Here is a 15,981-nt window from a genome sequence, read left to right on the forward strand (position 1 = left end):
ACATATGACAAATCAGAGTACAATAGATAAATTAATTGAAATGCGCCTGACAGCTATGGCAGATGCATTCCGTAACCAGCTGGATGATCCAAAATGCAGGGAGATTCCATTTGAGGATCAATTCGGTATGCTGGTGGATATCGAATACAGCAGTCGGAAAAATAATCGTCTCAAAAGGCTGATTAAGAATGCTGGATTCGACCAGCCGGAAGCAAATATCATGGATATTAACTACACTTCCGGACGCAAGCTGAACAAGGAACTGATTCGTAGACTTGCAACTTGCGAATATATATCTGAACACCGGAATCTTTTTATTACCGGTGCTACAGGCTGTGGTAAAACTTACATGGCCTGTGCCTTTGGCATGGAGGCTTGTAAGCAGTATTTCAATACCAAGTATGTCCGCCTTCCTGATCTGCTTATTGACTTGGAGATTGCACGGACAGATGGCAACTACAAAAAAGTAATGGCTAAGTATGCCAATCCTGTTGTCCTGATTCTGGATGAATGGCTTCTATTGAAACCAACGGATTCAGAACAAAGGGATATCTTCGAACTGCTCCACCGGAGACGCAAGAAATCTTCGACGATTTTCTGCTCCCAGTATGAATTTGAGGAATGGTATGATCAGCTCGGCGGTGATGACAGTCCTCTGGCAGATGCAATCATTGACCGCATTGCCCATGACAGTTATCGTATCAACATCACAAGCATTGATGCCGAACATGACATCTCAATGCGTGAGGTCTATGGTTTAGACAAAACATTGCGCGAGTAAACTCGCATAAGCAGTTTCCGCAAGCCCGGACAGACGGTTTCCCGTCTGCCGGATTTGCGGTGTTGCCGCACAGGAATATTCAAGCAGCAAAAGGCTGCCATCGAAGCTGCTAACCATTCAGATACTCAGCTTATGCTGCTATGTATTATAGATAAAGAAATTGCCGGAAGCTGTCAAATTATTTTTCAAAAACGATTAAAAACTCAGCACCGAGGAGAAATTGCTTTGGCAATCACCCAAAAATATTGGGGACTTGGAATTGGCACTGCTATGATACAAGAGCTGATTTCTATTGCTAAACAACAGCATCTGCTACAATTAGAATTGGAATATATGGAAGGCAATAAACGAGGAGAAAATTTGTATAAAAAAATGGGATTTTCTCATGTCGGAGAGCATCCCAATGCTGTCCGTTTAAAAGACGAACAAATGTTAAAACTTATTCTCATGATAAAAGAACTTTAGGATTTTTTTCTGTTCTCTTACAAGCAGCAAGTCCCACTAAAAGAAGCACAGGAAATACAATACTTGCTAATATTCCCATTTTCAGATTATCTCCTGCTAAATCGGACACAAAACCTACCAAAGTAGGACCGGCAGAGCATCCGAAATCTCCACCTAAAGCCAGCAAAGCAAACAACGCAGTTCCTGCTTTTGGCAAAGCTGCCGCAGCTTTACTAAAAGTTCCCGGCCACATAATACCAACCGAAAAACCACTGATTGCACAGGCAAATAAGCTTAAAATCGGATTAGGAAAAAGAGAAATTCCTAAATAAGAAATGATACAAAAAATGCAGCTTGCTTTCATAAAATAATCTAACCGGATTTTTTCACCATACTTTCCATAGAACATTCTGGATAGTCCCATACAAAGAGCAAACGCCATAGGTCCTGCCAAATCTCCTGCTGCTTTGGAAATTCCCAGTCCTTTTTCTGCAAAGGTGGAAACCCACTGACTTACTGCCTGTTCACTGGCTCCTGCACACACCATCATAACCAACAAAATCCAAAACAATTTCATCCGAAACAATTCTTTAATACTAAGTCCTTCTTCTCCTTCCTCCAGCAAAGATACCATAGGAACTTTTGTAAACACGACCGCATTTACAATAGGAACAACTGCCCATAAAAGCGCCATAATTTTCCAATTCCCAATACCTGCTATGGAAAAGAAAATGGTTGAAACCAAAACAACACCCACCTGTCCCCAACAGTAAAAAGAATGAAGCATACTCATTGCTTTCTCCTTATTATCGGAAGGACACGCCTCTACTACCGGACTTACCAGTACCTCCAATAAGCCTCCTCCAACTGCATAAATCATAACAGAAATCAAAATTCCGGCAAAAGCAGAAGGCAGTATCTCAGGTAAAATTGTCAGGGAAATCAAGCCACAAGCAGACAAAATATGAGCGAAAATCATACAAAAACGATAGCCCAATTTATCTACAAATCCAATCGCTGCCATATCCACCAAAAGCTGCACACCAAAATTAAAAGTAATCAGCATGGTTATCTGGGAAAGGTGCAAATGATACTGTCTTTGAAAAGTCAAAAATAACAGCGGTACAAAATTAACAATAATTGCCTGTACAATATATCCCACAAAACATGCGGTCATTGTCTTATTATATTGATTTTTCATATTCTCGTTTCCATTCCATGCAATATTCTTTTTCTCCTGTGGTTTCATCGATGCCTTCCCTCTCAAGTCTAAAATTTTCTCTTTTGTAAAAGCAAACTGCTCTGCTGTTTTTCTCATATACATGTAAATATAAATGATTTTTTAAAGTCTTTGCAAAATCTAATAACCCTTTCCCGATACCCTTTGAACGAGTATCACTTTTTACAAAAATCCCTTCTATGTAATTCTCATTTATGCCAATAAAGCCTGTGATTTCTTTTCTTTCTTCATTTTCGTATACATAAACTTCTGCTTTCGGCAGCATTTCCTTTACAAACGAAAGATTTTCCTTCCAGTAGGAAGCCGGAACAAAATCATGTGCCTGAAGATTTGCCAAAAGCCAAATTTCTGTAACCTCATTTATATCTTTCTCTGATAATTTTCTAATCATAATTTCTCCTTTCCTCAGCAGTAAAGATATATCATAGAATTGTGCCCTTTTCAACCAAAATTGTATGATTTTTATTGTTCCAGTAAATGTTTTATCAAAACTTCCCGATTGTTAATAAACATTTCCGTGACAGCATAACTTTCTGTATCTTCATAAGGGATTTTTTCAATCTTATTTCCGTCAAAAGATAAAATTTCAGCCTCCGGCAGTCCCAGTAAAATAGGCGAATGCGAGGCAATCAAAAACTGAGAGCCCACTTTTGCCTTCTGTGCTATCTGTATAAATAAAGTCAGCTGACGCTGAGGTGACAGTGCTGCTTCCGGTTCATCTAAAATATAAATTCCCTGCTTTTGAAACGTCTGAAAAAAGCTTAAAAAACTCTCACCATGAGACTGGCAATGCAAACTTTTCCCTCCGTAAGAAGGTCCTTTGGGATTAAGCGCATCATATTCTTCTGCCTTTGTTGCCACATTAAAGAAGCTTTCTGCCCGAAAAAAATAACCGCTTTCCGGCTTTTTAAATCCCTTGGAAATATAAACTGCCTCACTTAATTCCGATACATCATGGTAAGTTTCAAAGGAATAATTCTTTGTTCCACCCTCCGGATTAAATCCATAAGCCACTGCAATTGCCTCTAGCAAAGTCGATTTACCGCTTCCGTTTTCTCCAGCAAAAAAGGTAATATTACTGTTAAATTCCAAATATTTTAAATTTTTCAGAACAGAAATATTCCTTAAATAAGAACGTTCCGGAATTCTATTCCAGTCAATTTCTATGGTTTGTATAAATTTATTTGATTTCATAATGAATACCTACATACTAAAATAATCTTATGCTTGTTTATTTCTCTTCTTTTAGCAAATTAATAACACACAGTATCGTCATACATGGCGCAAACATACAGAAAAATCGAAAAACTATTTCATACTTTATATCATTCGGTAAAAAGGTTAATCCGATTACTGATGAAATGCAAACTGCAATAATTGTAATAATTCCAAATACAATTTTTCCTTTTCTACCCATAGCTTTTCCTCCCTATATCTGTGTTAAGATATGATGGATTTATTAAATTAAGCTTATTTCTGTTTTCTATATAGATAAAATGCAGCTATACTAATCAATATCGGAAATATCACTAATCCATAATTAACACCTGCAAATCCTCGTTCTTGTACTCTTGTAATAAAGCGAGGAATTTCTCCAAATAACAAGTCCATGATTGTAAAAATACAAATTATCAAGTACACTTTCTTTTTCATAAGCAGTACCTCTTTCCATATCAGAAATTACATTCTAACCATACTGTGCTTAATTGCATCTAATTTCATCTACTGCCTTTATTTGTAAATGTTTTGGTTTCTTTAAATAGTTTCGGTTCATTTTCAATTAAATCCTCTGCCAAATATTTTGCATCTAAATTTTCTATTCCATATTTTCCCTTTTCTATTTGTTCTGCCAATTTACTGGAATAGTAAATATCAAATGCTTTTCTAAGTTCTATTTTTTTAATTTTAGAAATTGCGTTAATAATATCGTTTTCCAGATTTTGCTTATATACTTCTTCCAATTCCTTTTTATCTACCATGTTTTACAACCTCATATGCTTCTTTAAAAACAAGAATTTTATCCAAAGTTTCTTGATTAACAATACATATTTGATTATTCATTTTACAATACCTCAATTCCTCTAAAACTTTTTTCTTGTCCCAAAGTCCTTTAAAGTACATATCTACTGTTTTGAATACATCATCATCCGCACATTTCCTAAAACAATATCATATTTTTGATTTAGTGCCAGCCCTTTACGACATGCACATACAAAATCAATCCACTTTTCATTTTCATTTTCAAAGGACAATACATTGAAATTGCTCCAATCCTCAATCAATTCGTAAACATTTACAATCGCTGGTTTTTCTTGACGCATTCCCTTTCGTACTGCCCATTTCTGTGCCTGTTCTTCAAAAAGTAATATAAAAACCTTTACCGAAATCTAAATATCTTTTCGAATGAAATACATCTGGCTTCTTTATAATATCTGTTGCTCCATGATAAACAATCATACAAGAACTCCTTTTTCTCTTACAAACTCTGTAATATCTTCTACTAAATACTCTTTCCCCTGTGTATGAAGCACATCATAACATCTAATAATATAATTATCCAAAATTCCTGTTGTATTTAATATTTTATATACAGAAGCAGGAGACATTTGCCACTTTTCTGCAAGCGCATACAAAATAAATATTGAAAATGTCAATTCTTTTTTCTCACACATAACAATCCTCCTTGCTATTTTCCTCTTTTCCTTATACTCATGATAGCAATCACCTTCAATTCACTTAATGCTACTATACTTCAATTTGGTCATCAATTTTTTTAATTTAGTCATTTTAATTCATTTTGACATAATTAACAATTTTATCCCCCTGAAAAATATATTTTTTGCATTTTTTATTAAAGACATTATATCAAAAGCTATATTTTATTACAATGATTAAGCGCTACGCCTCCCATTCCCCATAATATTTAGAAATAGCTTCTCCAATATATTTTGTAATCCCTTTTCCATACTGTCTGTCTGTTCCTTTTTCTAACCGAGAATGATTTAGATAATCTTTTGCGACTTTTAATAATAAAGCTTTCGCATTATCCATCTTAAAAAAATTTTTATAGTTTTCCCCCAATTCCTTAACAGCTTCCATTGCCATAATATCATCTGTGTTTTTCATTGCATAGGCAAATTTCTTATATGTTTTATCTATTGCATCCTTATTTTTAATAAATTCTCCCTTATCTCCTGTTGCTTTCAAGCTTGCTTCCACTGCCTTTTCTTTGCTTCCGTATATCCCAATTAAGCTCTCACAAGCCTTTTCATCTTTAAAACTTTCTAACGCATCTTCTAGGAATGTTTCCATATTTCCGTACTTCTCAGAAATTATCTTTTTGTCCTTTTCACTCATAATCTCTAAAGAGTGACAAATCATTTTTTGAATGTCATCATAGCTAAAACCTTCAAAACTCATAGGCTCTTCATTTTGCATCACATCGGAAATCAGTTCAATTATACTATTCAGATGATTGCGTTTCATTTCTAATATATTTTTCTGTGTTTCAAGGATTTTCCGATTATTTTTTTCACGTTGTTCCATAATCATTTTTATTTCTGACAGAGGGATTTCAAATTCTCGATAAAACATAATCTCACGTAGCTGTTTCAATGAATTTTCATCATATAAACGATACCCTGCTGCCGTTATCTTTGTTGGTTTTAATAATCCGATTTCGTCATAATAACGCAAGGTTCTAATGCTAATCCCTGTCAATTCTGATACCTCTTTAACTGTCTTCATATTTTCTCCTTTTTTCTTTATCATAAACCCTTACGCAAGTGGAGAGTCAAGATAAAAATTTTTAATCCATAGAAAAAGAGGATTTGAAAAATTTCTAGTTTCTCAAATTCTCTACTATTTCCTATATCTTTGCGATGTCAATAGTCTAAAAATTTTATGCTCATTTATATACAACAAGTTTATAAATTGTTGCAATATAGACCGGAGATTATTTACTTTTTCTTTTTGGTTTTTGGGATTGGTAGTTCCTCATACATAGCATTAAACAAACCTGTTAAAAACTCTTTATTTTCTACTTCCTCTACCAATAACATTTCTTTCGCTCCCTCATAGGGCAGCTCGTACAAAACCATTGGCATATAACTAATTGCCGATTTTACCGGTTTGACAAGCAATCTATTATCATAAATACCGCCAACAATCTTGCCACGATAATAGATAATAAATTCTCCCATCATAGCACGATATCCAATTTCTTCTAATTCGGATAACTGTCCTAAAATAAATTCCAAATATTCTTTACTTGATGCCATAATACACCTCAAATTCCACTTGCAATAAAAAGATAATTTACATCCGCATCTTTATCAACATATACTACTTTCTCACTTGCAAAGCCCGTCTCTTTATAATCTACTTCAAATCTATTTTCTTTACTCTGAAATATCTCCTCAAATCTCTATATTTTATATATTGTAAAACATTATACTGCCATAATATATACTTGACATGGGTTCCATTTATCCCATAGTGTTGGAAACACCTCAAATTCTTTAAAACCAAGAGCCAAATAAAACCTGTTTGTTTCATCATAGGTTTCATATTTTCCCATTTGAACTGTTTTAACCTGAATAAAAGAATATCCCTTTTCCTGAATTTCTTTTTTCGCGTATTCAAATAATACCTTACCAATTCCATTATGATGATATTCTTTTAACACGCCTATCACTGCCAATTCCACTGTATCTTTTCCTGTCTCTTTCAAATATAAAAAACCAATGTTTTTTTCATTTTTGCGTGCACAATAGAAAGGTTTCCCAACAGAGTCTTCTATATATTCCTCTCTTGCTTCAGGAATACCAAACCAGCCGGGCAATGCTTCGAGCACATTCCGTGCAATTTTCTTTTTTTCCAAATCATCTGTAACTTTTACTATATCCACAATTTATCTCACCCCTATTACCCAAACGTCTTTAATAAATAATCATCTATATCAGCCCTTGAGTGGAAGACATAAATGCTCTTTTCGCCTTTGTATCTATCAAGCAATTCATATACCATTGGCAATTCTTTTTTAGGGAAATCAATAATCCATTGCCTAAATTCTTCATCAAACTCTGTCTCTATCCATGGCATATCTACACGTTGCTTGCCTATGCGTGATTTTGCTCCAGCCAAACATTCCTCTACCGGAAAATCCAATAAAAATATAGCTTCACACGCTTGAATACGCATTTCAAGTGTTCTTCCGTAATTTCCATCAATAATCCATTTGTCCTTTAAAATAATTTCTTTTAATTTCTCGTCAAATATATTTCTGTCCACAGTTGTCCTGTCCGGCTTGTGCCATAGCATATCGAGATAGTACAAAGGCAAGTGCTTTTTCCTGCACCCGGACAGCCAATTATAATTGCTTTTTGAAACATAGAAAGTTACCTCCAAATAAAGTATCTGTTTAATAAATTGTAATTATTGCACCACAAACTGGAAATTATCTATGGATATACATTCTTGTCATATCAGGCTCATTATCCCCTTGAACCATACACAAAAATTCCCAGCCATATTTTTCATAAAAGTTTACATGGTCTGTAATCAAATAGACAGGAGTAATTCCCTTTGACTTCATATCCTTCACAACAATATCAAGTAATTGTCCGGCAATTCCTTGACAGCGGTATTCCTGTTCTGTATATACTGCGCATACATTTGGCGTAAGGTCTTTCCTGTTATGAAAATCGTTTTCAATCACACCCAGACCACCTACAATGCGCCCACTTTCTAAGCAGAGATACCAACCATATTCTGTTTCATGATTGAGATATGCTTCCATACATTCAAGATACGCTTCTTGTGGCACTTCCCATTTATCATGAAACCATGCAGCAGCCGCTTCTTTTAATTCTGGTTTTTGTCTTAAAGTAACATAGGTAAATTCTTTCATATCTGTCTCCACAACTTTCAAATTTGCTAAATTTCCTTAATAAGAAACAGTTCCATTGGTTGCTCATATCCCGGAATATCTATAACAAAACCACCACAATCTTTATATCCTAATTTTCTATAAAAATGCTGTGCTTCTTCATCAACCTGCGTAGAAGTCAGAAGCATACCATATCCTTGTGATTTCATCTCAGCTTCCCAATGCTCCATAAGTTTTTTCCCATAACCTTTTCCCTGATAATTCCAATCAACAAATAACATTGTACAAAATGGCGTATTATCCCAAAAAAGATTATATCTCAACAAGCCTATCGGTTTATTATCATCTAATAAAACATTTCATCTTTCTTCTCTAACTTTACTGTCAAATTCCTGTTCTGGCAAATGCTTATCAAGATTATACCAAAACTCCTTATCTTCTAATTGAACATATCTAATTTCCAGCATTTCCTCGCCTCTTTAACTTCTAATTTCCCTTGATTTCATGTACTATATATAATATGTAGTAATAAACTAAAAATATGGAAACAATAAAACGCTTTTCCTATGTCTGATTATTCCTACGACTATTATAACAAATATACTCAGAGGTGTAAGCAAAAATCTGTTTACTTAAAGGATTTATGATTTTATATAACCAGCAAATCTGATTATGAGTTCTGTGAACAGAACTGCAAGAATTCAAGGTATTTTTCCGATTGATTTTTCTTAGAAAACTGCATATACTGGAAAGTAGGAATAATCCTACTTTCCCTATTTTATAAAAGGTGGTGTAATATTATGGCAGCAAATATATTTATAGACAATGCAAAAGTCATGTCAAAAGGTCAGGTTACTATTCCCAAGGATATTCGTGAAATTCTTGGAGTAACCAGCGATGACCGCATCACATTTATTGTAGAAGGAAACACCGTTCGTATTGTAAACTCTGCCGCTTATGCCATGGAATTATTACAAAAAGAAATGTCCGGCGAAACAGTACGCACAGGTTTAATTTCTGATGATGATATCATGGCATTTGTAAAAGAATTAAGAAAAGAGCACAACTAACCATTTGAAAGGAAGTATTTATATGACTTTACCTCAAGAACAAGATTACACTACTGAAGATATTTACGCCTTACCGGACGGGACTAGGGCGGAATTGATTGACGGAAAGATTTATTACATGACACCGCCCAGCACAAAACATCAACGAATTTCTGGTTTTCTGCATAGTAAAATCTACCAATATATTTCAAATCATAGTGGTACTTGCGAAACATTTACAGCCCCATTTGCAGTATTTTTATCTGAAGACAACAAAAATTACGTTGAGCCGGATATAAGTGTTATATGTGACAAAAGCAAGCTCACAGACAAAGGATGTGTAGGTGCACCAGACTGGATAATAGAAATTGTATTACCCGGCAGCAGACGAATGGACTACTTCACAAAACTTTTTAAATATCGCACTGCCGGTGTAAAAGAATATTGGCTTGTTGACTCCGATAAGAATAGAATTCTGGTATACAATTTTGAAAATGAAGATACTCAGGAATTTACTTTTTCTGACATCATAAAAGCCGGTATATATACAGATTTATCTATTGATTTTTCACAGCTTAATATTTAGCTTTATCTATACAAGAGGACTTGCAAGGTTTCTGGTCTTTTCAAGTCCTCTGCTGTGTCATAGTTCTATTTCTCTATAAAAGAACAGGACAGAAACTGAGAATTGCTTATAATAAGTCAACATACTGTTTTGCTTCTACTAGTCCCATGGCGGTAATTTCTCTCACTTTTTTTACCGCTTCTACTTCTTTTCCATTATTTTTAAGATGAAGAATATATTCTTTGTCTTCATCTGCTATATAATATGTTGCCAACTGATTATTTCCTGTCTGTTTGCATAAAACGTCAATCTGATTTTGCTGGGCTTTTATTTGTTTTTTTAATTTATCAATTTCAATATAAAATAAAAGACCTATAATAATTAGCAGTAGATATAACATAAATTTTCCCTCCCATGATTACCCATAAAAATTATCATTTGCCACGCTTGGTACATGCCCAATTATTTATTCCTTTTCATTCAACAATCCATTTATTCTTTCAACTGGAAATCTATCTTCAATATCAATTACTTCAAATAAATTTAAGGGTAATCCTTTTTCTCCAATCAAAGCAAGATATTCGTCAACAGCTCTACGGTCAATCATAATTTTTCCACGCCCTGCCCAATGACGATTACTTTCTTCCTTCTTTAATCCGGAAATCCAATATTCATCTCCGTTTTCAATATCTATATAATTCGAATAACCGCTATTATATTTCTGAAAAGCATGATTATTAAAGTAAATAGTTTTCTTGGTTTTTGAAGTTTTTACATATCCAATCCATGCCGGACCGTCATCAGAATATCCTGTTTTCAATTCAATATACATTAAATCTTTAATCATCTTTATCACCTTCAAAATTCAAATTTTTTGCATTACTGATAATTTTATAAATATACTTCTTTATAAAAAAATCAATCTCACAATTAAAAGAAAAATGAAAATTCCAATAAAATAAGAAAGCGACATCTTAATATAATTTTTTTGCATAATACTATTCTCATCAAATAGTTTTGTTATTCCCGCATCAACAGAAATTACCAAAACCATACATACAATAGCACCTAGCGCTGTATAAATAATCTCCATCACTTCCCTCCTTACTTCTTATTTGAAAAATATTCCCAGCGAATATAAATAAACAAACTGGCGAAAAGATAATATAATGCTGTAAGCCCCAACCCGTCATTATAAATTTCAATCAAAGAATGTCTTCTTATCAAGCCGACCACAATAACTGCAACCAGAAAACATATCGGAATAATTAGGTAAGTAACCAAAAAGCCATGTTTTTTATCCATTTAAACACCTCCATATTCAAAATTGTTTCATGTTCTAACGTAGTCTAGTACTTATATTTCTCATAATATCATACTTTGTAATTATTTACACCATTATAATCATAAAAAAGATTGTACTGTTGCATAATTTCCTATGAAACAAAAAAATAACGCAGACAATATTTCTACTATCTGCGTCATTTCTATTCGCATGACTTACTTCATGACAATGTTAATAATTTTCTTCGGAACATAAATTTCCTTTACAATATTTCCTGTCAATTTATCTGCAATGGCTGCTTTACCCGCTTCAATCGCTTCTTCTTTTGTCGCCTCTGCACTGATGGAAATTACAGTTTTTGTCTTTCCGTTAATCTGAACAGGAACTTCGATTTCATCATCCTTCATAGCTTCTTCATCTGCTGTCGGCCACTGTGTGTGGAATACAGAGTCTGTATGACCATATTCCTGCCATAATTCTTCTGCCACATGAGGAGCAAACGGTGCTAAAAGCTGTACAAAGGCTTCAATAGTTGCTTTGTCTACGCCGCCTTCTTTTTTCGCAATCTCAATCAGCTTGTTGTTATATTCCATAAATCCGGAAATAACCGTATTCAGGCTGAAGCTTTCCAGACGCTGTGTAATGTCATAAACCAGTTTATGACGTATTTTTACCATTTCTTTTGTTTCTGCTACATTTGCTTCCTTGCTGTCCATAGCCAGTTTCCAAAAACGGTTAATGAAACGATATACACCATCAATACCTCTGTCATCCCATTCTGCGTCTAATTCCGGCGGACCTACGAATAATTCGTAAAGTCTTAATGCGTCACAGCCGTAGTCTCTTACTAAATCATCAGGAGAAACCACATTTCCTTTTGATTTACTCATCTTAATACCGTTCTTACCTGTAATCATACCCTGATTAAACAGTTTCAAGAATGGTTCGTCAAAATCAACTACGCCGATATCATGCAGGAATTTTGTGTAGAAACGGGAATACAGAAGATGCAGTACCGCATGCTCTACACCACCGATATACATATCTACCGGAAGATATTTTTCTGCTTTTTCTTTGGAAACCAATGCTTCTGTATTTTTATTATCTACATAGCGCAGGAAGTACCAAGAAGAACCGGCCCACTGAGGCATGGTATTGGTTTCTCTCTTAGCAGGCGCTCCACAGCATGGACAAGTAGTGTTTACCCATTCTTCAATGCCTGCTAATGGGGACTCTCCTGTACCTGTTGGCTCATAAGACTCTACATCAGGCAGTGTCAATGGAAGCTGGTCTTCCGGAACAGGCACATTACCGCAATTCGGGCAGTGAATAATCGGAATTGGTTCACCCCAGTAACGCTGACGTGAGAATACCCAGTCACGTAATTTGAAGTTTACTGTTTTGCGTCCGATACCCATTTTTTCAATCATTTCAGGAGCTTCTTTTTTCAGAACCGCAGACTCCATTCCATTCCATTCACCGGAGTTAATCATGGTTCCGGAAGCTTCTGTATAAGCTTCTGTCATGTTTTCGATTTCTTTTCCGTCTTTTGCAATAACCTGAATAATCGGAATATTGAATTTCTTTGCAAATTCAAAGTCACGGTCATCATGAGCAGGTACACACATAATTGCCCCTGTACCATAGTCAGCCAATACATAATCAGATAACCAGATTGGAGTTTTCTTGCCATTTAATGGGTTAATTGCATAGCTTCCTGTAAACACACCTGTTTTTTCTTTATCCTGAAGACGGTCTACGTTAGATTTCATAGAAGCATCATAAATATATTTTTCTACGGCTTCTCTCGTTTCGTCAGTTGCCAATTCTTTTGCCATCGCATGTTCCGGAGCTAATACCATAAAGGTTGCGCCGTGAAGTGTATCCGGTCTTGTAGTATAAACGGTGATTTTTTCGTCTTTTCCTTCTACTGGGAACTGAACTTCTGCACCATAGGATTTTCCAATCCATTCTGCCTGCATCTTTTTAACTTTTTCAGGCCAATCCAGTTTATCCAAATCATTTAATAAACGGTCTGCGTATTTTGTAATTCTCAGCATCCACTGACGCAGATTTTTCTTTGTTACTTCTGCGCCGCAGCGTTCACATTTACCGTTTACAACTTCTTCATTTGCAAGACCTGTTTTACAGGAAGGACACCAGTTAATTGGGAATTCTTTCTCATAAGCCAGACCTTCTTTGAACATTTTTACAAAAATCCACTGTGTCCATTTATAGAATTCCGGATCTGTGGTATTTACTTCTCTGTCCCAGTCATAAATAGCAGAAATATCATTTAACTGTCTTTTGAAGTTCTTTACATTTTCTGCTGTGGATTTAGAAGGATGCACACCCATTTTAATTGCATAGTTTTCTGCCGGAAGTCCAAAAGCATCCCAACCCATTGGATGAATTAAATAATATCCCTGCATCATTTTAAAACGACTCCATACGTCAGAGATTACATAGCCTCTCCAGTGTCCTACGTGAAGACCGTTTCCTGATGGATATGGGAACATATCCAGACAATAATATTTTGGTTTTTTGCCATCATCAACATTTACCGGGTTTTCTTCCCAGTTTTTACGCCATTTCTGCTCAATCGCCTTATGATTATAAGGTACTGCCATTTTCTTTTCCTCCTGTATTTTAAAAATAAAGAAGCCCTCTCATCTCCTAATTCAGAGACGAAAGGGCTTAAATTCCGCGGTACCACTCTAATTCACAGATGTTTATCTGTGCACTCATTTTTCTATAACGGGAAATCCCGCCCAAATCTACTTAAAGCAAAATACTGTTCAATTTGGGAACTCCGAGGCGAGTTGGGAAGCTTACACATCTGCCTTGCACCAAACGGCAGCTCTCTTTATGCGCAGTTTTTCTTAATACTCCTCTTCTACGTCTGTCTGTATGAAACTATACATATTTTACTCAGTGGTTTCTTTTTTGTCAACCCCTGTCTCCGGTTTTTTATCACCTAAAGCGGTCACTGTGGAAATCGGTTCTTCCGGAATGAAATGAACTGTCAAAGTATCTCCGATATCATATCCTACGATTTCCGGATATTCTGTTACCGGAATATCAAAAATAAATTTTTGCTCTGTCTGTCCTGCTTCCAGTCCTTTTACTTCTGCGTTTTCGCCGCCCAGTGTAATATAGAAGTGAGAGTTTCCTTCGATAACTGCCTGTGCCATCTTTTCAATGGTTCCTGTCATGGAAATATCGCTTTCTGTACCCACACCTGATGCAATACCATTGTCTGCCAACAGTTTTTCATAATTCTTCTCACATTCTGCAACCGTATCTCCAATGGCAACGGTCTGATATTTCTGCACATTTACCATGGCATATTTCTTTACAAGACCTGCGCCGTCCTTTAATGCCATAAAGTATGTCGGCTGGTCTGAAATATTTAACAGAAGCGGGAATGCCGCCTGATATTTCAAGTTCTGTACCTGACCTTCTGCGGAGTCCATAGCAGAACGCTCCTGCGCTCCGTCACAGGCATAATATCTTGTTTCCATAGTTCTCTGGTTCATCAGTACAAATCCGACGTTGGACTTATCTCCGCTGACAGATGTGACACCGGTATATACCCATACGTCATCATCCAGTGCCAGATAGTTATTTCCGTCTGTTGTTTTCAGACAGCCCTTCTGCCCTAAAACACTGTTAAAGAAACCGTTTTTCAACATTCCGTGGTAATTATAAAGCTCTAAAAGCAAGTCTGCCGGATATGCACGGTCTACCCACTGTGGGCAATCCTCAATTTTATAATCCTTTGCCTCACCTGTCTGCGCATTACAGATTACCACTCTGCCGATGGTCTGTCCTCCGAATAAACCAATGTTAAATTTCTTTACAGGACAAATCCAGTACGGTGTCCCTTCATCGTCAATTTCAAAGCTTAACTGGTCAAACATATAAGTCGGATATTTAAAACGCAGATGACGGTAAATATTGCGGTTAAAGTATTCTGACTCTGAATATTTAATCGGTTTGTCTAATTTTACCAGCTCTGTATTCTGTGTTGCCATATCAATTCGGATATAGGCAGGAATTCCTTCCTTCTGGTTTGTCAGCCATTTAATTCCGCTGGCGTATACAAGAGGCGTTACACGATAAGGCTGTCCCTGATAATTAATCTGTGAATATAATCCACTTACTTCAAACTGAGACACCATATCTACCATACTTCCCATTTTTCTGTTTCCCAGAAGCTCTGCGGACTCTTTATCTAACAGCGGAATTTGGTCATAACTGATTTCCTTAATGTCTTCTGTAAAATCTCTCTCCTCTGGTGTTACCAACTGCTGATATTTTTTCGCATTGACAATAGGGGAAGATAACAAAGTTCCCACACCATAGACAACAATAATTGCAAGAACCAAAAACAGTCCTGCTTTCATGACCTTACTGCTTTTAATTTCCTGTGGACTGCGAAGCCTTTTGCGAACAGCGTAAATTACTAAAAGTAAAACAACTACCGTACCAAGGAAAAACCAAAATCCACTTTCGTGAATGTTAATTGCCGGCAATGTAATGTAATAATAAACAAATGCCAGAAGCAGTATTCCAAGTCCTGCTGCAATTTTTTTCATACTTTCTACCAACCTTTCCAAGCAATTTTGCTTTGTTCAGTATTGTAACATTCTTTTTATCCGGTTACAACAGTAAAACGTAATTTCCTACACAATTAAAGAAGAGGCTGCCGCTTTCAATACATG

24 protein-coding genes, 2 pseudogenes and 1 other annotated feature are annotated in these 15,981 nt (G+C 35.7%); of the genes and pseudogenes, 4 read left to right on the forward strand and 22 right to left on the reverse strand.

Annotated features, from left to right (window positions below):
* The first annotated feature begins 4 nt into the window (after positions 1-4).
* Positions 5-781 (forward strand): IS21-like element helper ATPase IstB, encoded by a 777-nt coding sequence (gene istB / locus BQ7352_RS11990; protein WP_072449452.1) that lies wholly within the window; start codon positions 5-7, stop codon positions 779-781.
* A gap of 54 nt (positions 782-835) precedes the next feature.
* Positions 836-1,246, forward strand: coding sequence for a GNAT family N-acetyltransferase (locus BQ7352_RS11995; RefSeq protein WP_072449453.1), 411 nt, complete (start codon positions 836-838; stop codon positions 1,244-1,246).
* Here the strand turns inward: BQ7352_RS11995 and BQ7352_RS12000 are convergent.
* The 16 genes and pseudogenes from BQ7352_RS12000 to BQ7352_RS12065 all read right to left on the reverse strand — a co-directional run.
* Positions 1,227-2,426 carry an MFS transporter gene (locus BQ7352_RS12000; RefSeq protein WP_072449850.1) on the reverse strand — a complete coding sequence of 400 codons (1,200 nt, stop codon included), beginning with the start codon at positions 2,424-2,426 and terminating at the stop codon, positions 1,227-1,229. The genes BQ7352_RS11995 and BQ7352_RS12000 overlap by 20 nt on opposite strands.
* Positions 2,410-2,856 (reverse strand): GNAT family N-acetyltransferase, encoded by a 447-nt coding sequence (locus BQ7352_RS12005; RefSeq protein WP_072449454.1) that lies wholly within the window; start codon positions 2,854-2,856, stop codon positions 2,410-2,412. Before BQ7352_RS12005 ends, BQ7352_RS12000 begins: the two co-directional genes overlap by 17 nt.
* A gap of 71 nt (positions 2,857-2,927) precedes the next feature.
* Positions 2,928-3,659, reverse strand: coding sequence for an AAA family ATPase (locus BQ7352_RS12010; protein ID WP_072449455.1), 732 nt, complete (start codon positions 3,657-3,659; stop codon positions 2,928-2,930).
* Between the two features lie 37 nt (positions 3,660-3,696).
* A complete protein-coding gene (locus BQ7352_RS12015; RefSeq protein ID WP_072449456.1) occupies positions 3,697-3,882 on the reverse strand; it encodes a hypothetical protein in 186 nt (61 codons plus the stop codon).
* 53 nt (positions 3,883-3,935) lie between these two features.
* Positions 3,936-4,118 (reverse strand): hypothetical protein, encoded by a 183-nt coding sequence (locus tag BQ7352_RS12020; protein WP_072449457.1) that lies wholly within the window; start codon positions 4,116-4,118, stop codon positions 3,936-3,938.
* A gap of 65 nt (positions 4,119-4,183) precedes the next feature.
* Positions 4,184-4,444, reverse strand: coding sequence for a hypothetical protein (locus BQ7352_RS12025; protein ID WP_072449458.1), 261 nt, complete (start codon positions 4,442-4,444; stop codon positions 4,184-4,186).
* Positions 4,434-4,786 (reverse strand): annotated as a pseudogene (locus BQ7352_RS15245) (DUF3990 domain-containing protein). The gene BQ7352_RS12025 and the pseudogene BQ7352_RS15245 overlap by 11 nt, the downstream one beginning before the upstream one ends.
* A gap of 34 nt (positions 4,787-4,820) precedes the next feature.
* A complete protein-coding gene (locus BQ7352_RS15020; protein ID WP_256381157.1) occupies positions 4,821-4,922 on the reverse strand; it encodes a DUF3990 domain-containing protein in 102 nt (33 codons plus the stop codon).
* Complete coding sequence (locus tag BQ7352_RS12035; RefSeq protein WP_072449459.1) at positions 4,919-5,137, reverse strand: DUF3791 domain-containing protein; 219 nt, start codon at positions 5,135-5,137, stop codon at positions 4,919-4,921. Before BQ7352_RS12035 ends, BQ7352_RS15020 begins: the two co-directional genes overlap by 4 nt.
* Before the next feature lie 226 nt (positions 5,138-5,363).
* Positions 5,364-6,212, reverse strand: coding sequence for a MerR family transcriptional regulator (locus BQ7352_RS12040; protein WP_072449460.1), 849 nt, complete (start codon positions 6,210-6,212; stop codon positions 5,364-5,366).
* 212 nt (positions 6,213-6,424) lie between these two features.
* Positions 6,425-6,745 carry a TfoX/Sxy family protein gene (locus BQ7352_RS12045; RefSeq protein ID WP_072449461.1) on the reverse strand — a complete coding sequence of 107 codons (321 nt, stop codon included), beginning with the start codon at positions 6,743-6,745 and terminating at the stop codon, positions 6,425-6,427.
* 8 nt (positions 6,746-6,753) lie between these two features.
* Positions 6,754-6,879, reverse strand: a complete 126-nt coding sequence (locus BQ7352_RS15200) for a DUF6440 family protein (RefSeq protein WP_242948607.1) — start codon at positions 6,877-6,879, stop codon at positions 6,754-6,756.
* 36 nt (positions 6,880-6,915) lie between these two features.
* Positions 6,916-7,374 carry a GNAT family N-acetyltransferase gene (locus BQ7352_RS12050; RefSeq protein ID WP_072449462.1) on the reverse strand — a complete coding sequence of 153 codons (459 nt, stop codon included), beginning with the start codon at positions 7,372-7,374 and terminating at the stop codon, positions 6,916-6,918.
* Between the two features lie 17 nt (positions 7,375-7,391).
* Positions 7,392-7,757, reverse strand: a complete 366-nt coding sequence (locus BQ7352_RS12055) for a P-loop NTPase family protein (protein WP_330390461.1) — start codon at positions 7,755-7,757, stop codon at positions 7,392-7,394.
* Between the two features lie 166 nt (positions 7,758-7,923).
* Complete coding sequence (locus BQ7352_RS12060; protein WP_072449851.1) at positions 7,924-8,376, reverse strand: GNAT family N-acetyltransferase; 453 nt, start codon at positions 8,374-8,376, stop codon at positions 7,924-7,926.
* Positions 8,377-8,402: 26 nt separating this feature from the next.
* A pseudogene (locus BQ7352_RS12065) lies at positions 8,403-8,699 on the reverse strand (GNAT family N-acetyltransferase); the annotation flags it as partial.
* Between the two features lie 456 nt (positions 8,700-9,155).
* Here BQ7352_RS12065 and BQ7352_RS12070 point away from each other — a divergent pair.
* Both BQ7352_RS12070 and BQ7352_RS12075 read left to right on the forward strand, forming a co-directional pair.
* Positions 9,156-9,425, forward strand: coding sequence for an AbrB/MazE/SpoVT family DNA-binding domain-containing protein (locus BQ7352_RS12070; RefSeq protein ID WP_072449463.1), 270 nt, complete (start codon positions 9,156-9,158; stop codon positions 9,423-9,425).
* A gap of 22 nt (positions 9,426-9,447) precedes the next feature.
* Positions 9,448-9,990, forward strand: coding sequence for a Uma2 family endonuclease (locus BQ7352_RS12075; protein ID WP_072449464.1), 543 nt, complete (start codon positions 9,448-9,450; stop codon positions 9,988-9,990).
* 106 nt (positions 9,991-10,096) lie between these two features.
* Here the strand turns inward: BQ7352_RS12075 and BQ7352_RS12080 are convergent, their stop codons facing one another.
* The 6 genes from BQ7352_RS12080 to BQ7352_RS12105 form a co-directional block, all read right to left on the reverse strand.
* Positions 10,097-10,369 carry a 50S ribosomal protein L7/L12 gene (locus tag BQ7352_RS12080; protein WP_072449465.1) on the reverse strand — a complete coding sequence of 91 codons (273 nt, stop codon included), beginning with the start codon at positions 10,367-10,369 and terminating at the stop codon, positions 10,097-10,099.
* A gap of 66 nt (positions 10,370-10,435) precedes the next feature.
* Positions 10,436-10,816 (reverse strand): mannose-1-phosphate guanylyltransferase, encoded by a 381-nt coding sequence (locus tag BQ7352_RS12085; protein ID WP_072449466.1) that lies wholly within the window; start codon positions 10,814-10,816, stop codon positions 10,436-10,438.
* Between the two features lie 60 nt (positions 10,817-10,876).
* On the reverse strand, positions 10,877-11,062 hold the full coding sequence (locus BQ7352_RS12090; RefSeq protein WP_072449467.1) for an ABC transporter: 186 nt from the start codon (positions 11,060-11,062) through the stop codon (positions 10,877-10,879).
* Between the two features lie 11 nt (positions 11,063-11,073).
* Positions 11,074-11,274, reverse strand: coding sequence for an ABC transporter (locus BQ7352_RS12095; protein ID WP_072449468.1), 201 nt, complete (start codon positions 11,272-11,274; stop codon positions 11,074-11,076).
* Positions 11,275-11,469: 195 nt separating this feature from the next.
* Positions 11,470-13,884, reverse strand: coding sequence for a leucine--tRNA ligase (leuS, locus tag BQ7352_RS12100; RefSeq protein ID WP_072449469.1), 2,415 nt, complete (start codon positions 13,882-13,884; stop codon positions 11,470-11,472).
* Positions 13,885-13,934: 50 nt separating this feature from the next.
* Positions 13,935-14,162: a binding site (T-box leader), on the reverse strand.
* Positions 14,163-14,181: 19 nt separating this feature from the next.
* Positions 14,182-15,855 carry a hypothetical protein gene (locus BQ7352_RS12105; protein WP_072449852.1) on the reverse strand — a complete coding sequence of 558 codons (1,674 nt, stop codon included), beginning with the start codon at positions 15,853-15,855 and terminating at the stop codon, positions 14,182-14,184.
* Between the last annotated feature and the right edge of the window lie 126 nt (positions 15,856-15,981).

The sequence above is a fragment of the Blautia sp. Marseille-P3201T genome (assembly GCF_900120295.1).
Taxonomy (GTDB): Bacteria; Bacillota; Clostridia; order Lachnospirales; family Lachnospiraceae; genus Blautia.

Coding starts and splice junctions, on each gene's coding strand:
- BQ7352_RS12085 (WP_072449466.1), bottom strand. CDS start 10,816: ATGATTAAAGATTTAATGTATATTGAATTGAAAACAGGATATTCTGAT.
- leuS (WP_072449469.1), bottom strand. CDS start 13,884: ATGGCAGTACCTTATAATCATAAGGCGATTGAGCAGAAATGGCGTAAA.
- BQ7352_RS12105 (WP_072449852.1), bottom strand. CDS start 15,855: ATGAAAAAAATTGCAGCAGGACTTGGAATACTGCTTCTGGCATTTGTT.
- BQ7352_RS12095 (WP_072449468.1), bottom strand. CDS start 11,274: ATGGATAAAAAACATGGCTTTTTGGTTACTTACCTAATTATTCCGATA.
- BQ7352_RS12090 (WP_072449467.1), bottom strand. CDS start 11,062: ATGGAGATTATTTATACAGCGCTAGGTGCTATTGTATGTATGGTTTTG.
- BQ7352_RS12035 (WP_072449459.1), bottom strand. CDS start 5,137: ATGTGTGAGAAAAAAGAATTGACATTTTCAATATTTATTTTGTATGCG.
- BQ7352_RS12015 (WP_072449456.1), bottom strand. CDS start 3,882: ATGGGTAGAAAAGGAAAAATTGTATTTGGAATTATTACAATTATTGCA.
- BQ7352_RS12000 (WP_072449850.1), bottom strand. CDS start 2,426: ATGAAAAATCAATATAATAAGACAATGACCGCATGTTTTGTGGGATAT.
- BQ7352_RS12060 (WP_072449851.1), bottom strand. CDS start 8,376: ATGAAAGAATTTACCTATGTTACTTTAAGACAAAAACCAGAATTAAAA.
- BQ7352_RS12070 (WP_072449463.1), top strand. CDS start 9,156: ATGGCAGCAAATATATTTATAGACAATGCAAAAGTCATGTCAAAAGGT.
- BQ7352_RS12040 (WP_072449460.1), bottom strand. CDS start 6,212: ATGAAGACAGTTAAAGAGGTATCAGAATTGACAGGGATTAGCATTAGA.
- BQ7352_RS15020 (WP_256381157.1), bottom strand. CDS start 4,922: ATGATTGTTTATCATGGAGCAACAGATATTATAAAGAAGCCAGATGTA.
- istB (WP_072449452.1), top strand. CDS start 5: ATGACAAATCAGAGTACAATAGATAAATTAATTGAAATGCGCCTGACA.
- BQ7352_RS12005 (WP_072449454.1), bottom strand. CDS start 2,856: ATGATTAGAAAATTATCAGAGAAAGATATAAATGAGGTTACAGAAATT.
- BQ7352_RS12075 (WP_072449464.1), top strand. CDS start 9,448: ATGACTTTACCTCAAGAACAAGATTACACTACTGAAGATATTTACGCC.
- BQ7352_RS12025 (WP_072449458.1), bottom strand. CDS start 4,444: ATGGTAGATAAAAAGGAATTGGAAGAAGTATATAAGCAAAATCTGGAA.
- BQ7352_RS12080 (WP_072449465.1), bottom strand. CDS start 10,369: ATGTTATATCTACTGCTAATTATTATAGGTCTTTTATTTTATATTGAA.
- BQ7352_RS12045 (WP_072449461.1), bottom strand. CDS start 6,745: ATGGCATCAAGTAAAGAATATTTGGAATTTATTTTAGGACAGTTATCC.
- BQ7352_RS12020 (WP_072449457.1), bottom strand. CDS start 4,118: ATGAAAAAGAAAGTGTACTTGATAATTTGTATTTTTACAATCATGGAC.
- BQ7352_RS12010 (WP_072449455.1), bottom strand. CDS start 3,659: ATGAAATCAAATAAATTTATACAAACCATAGAAATTGACTGGAATAGA.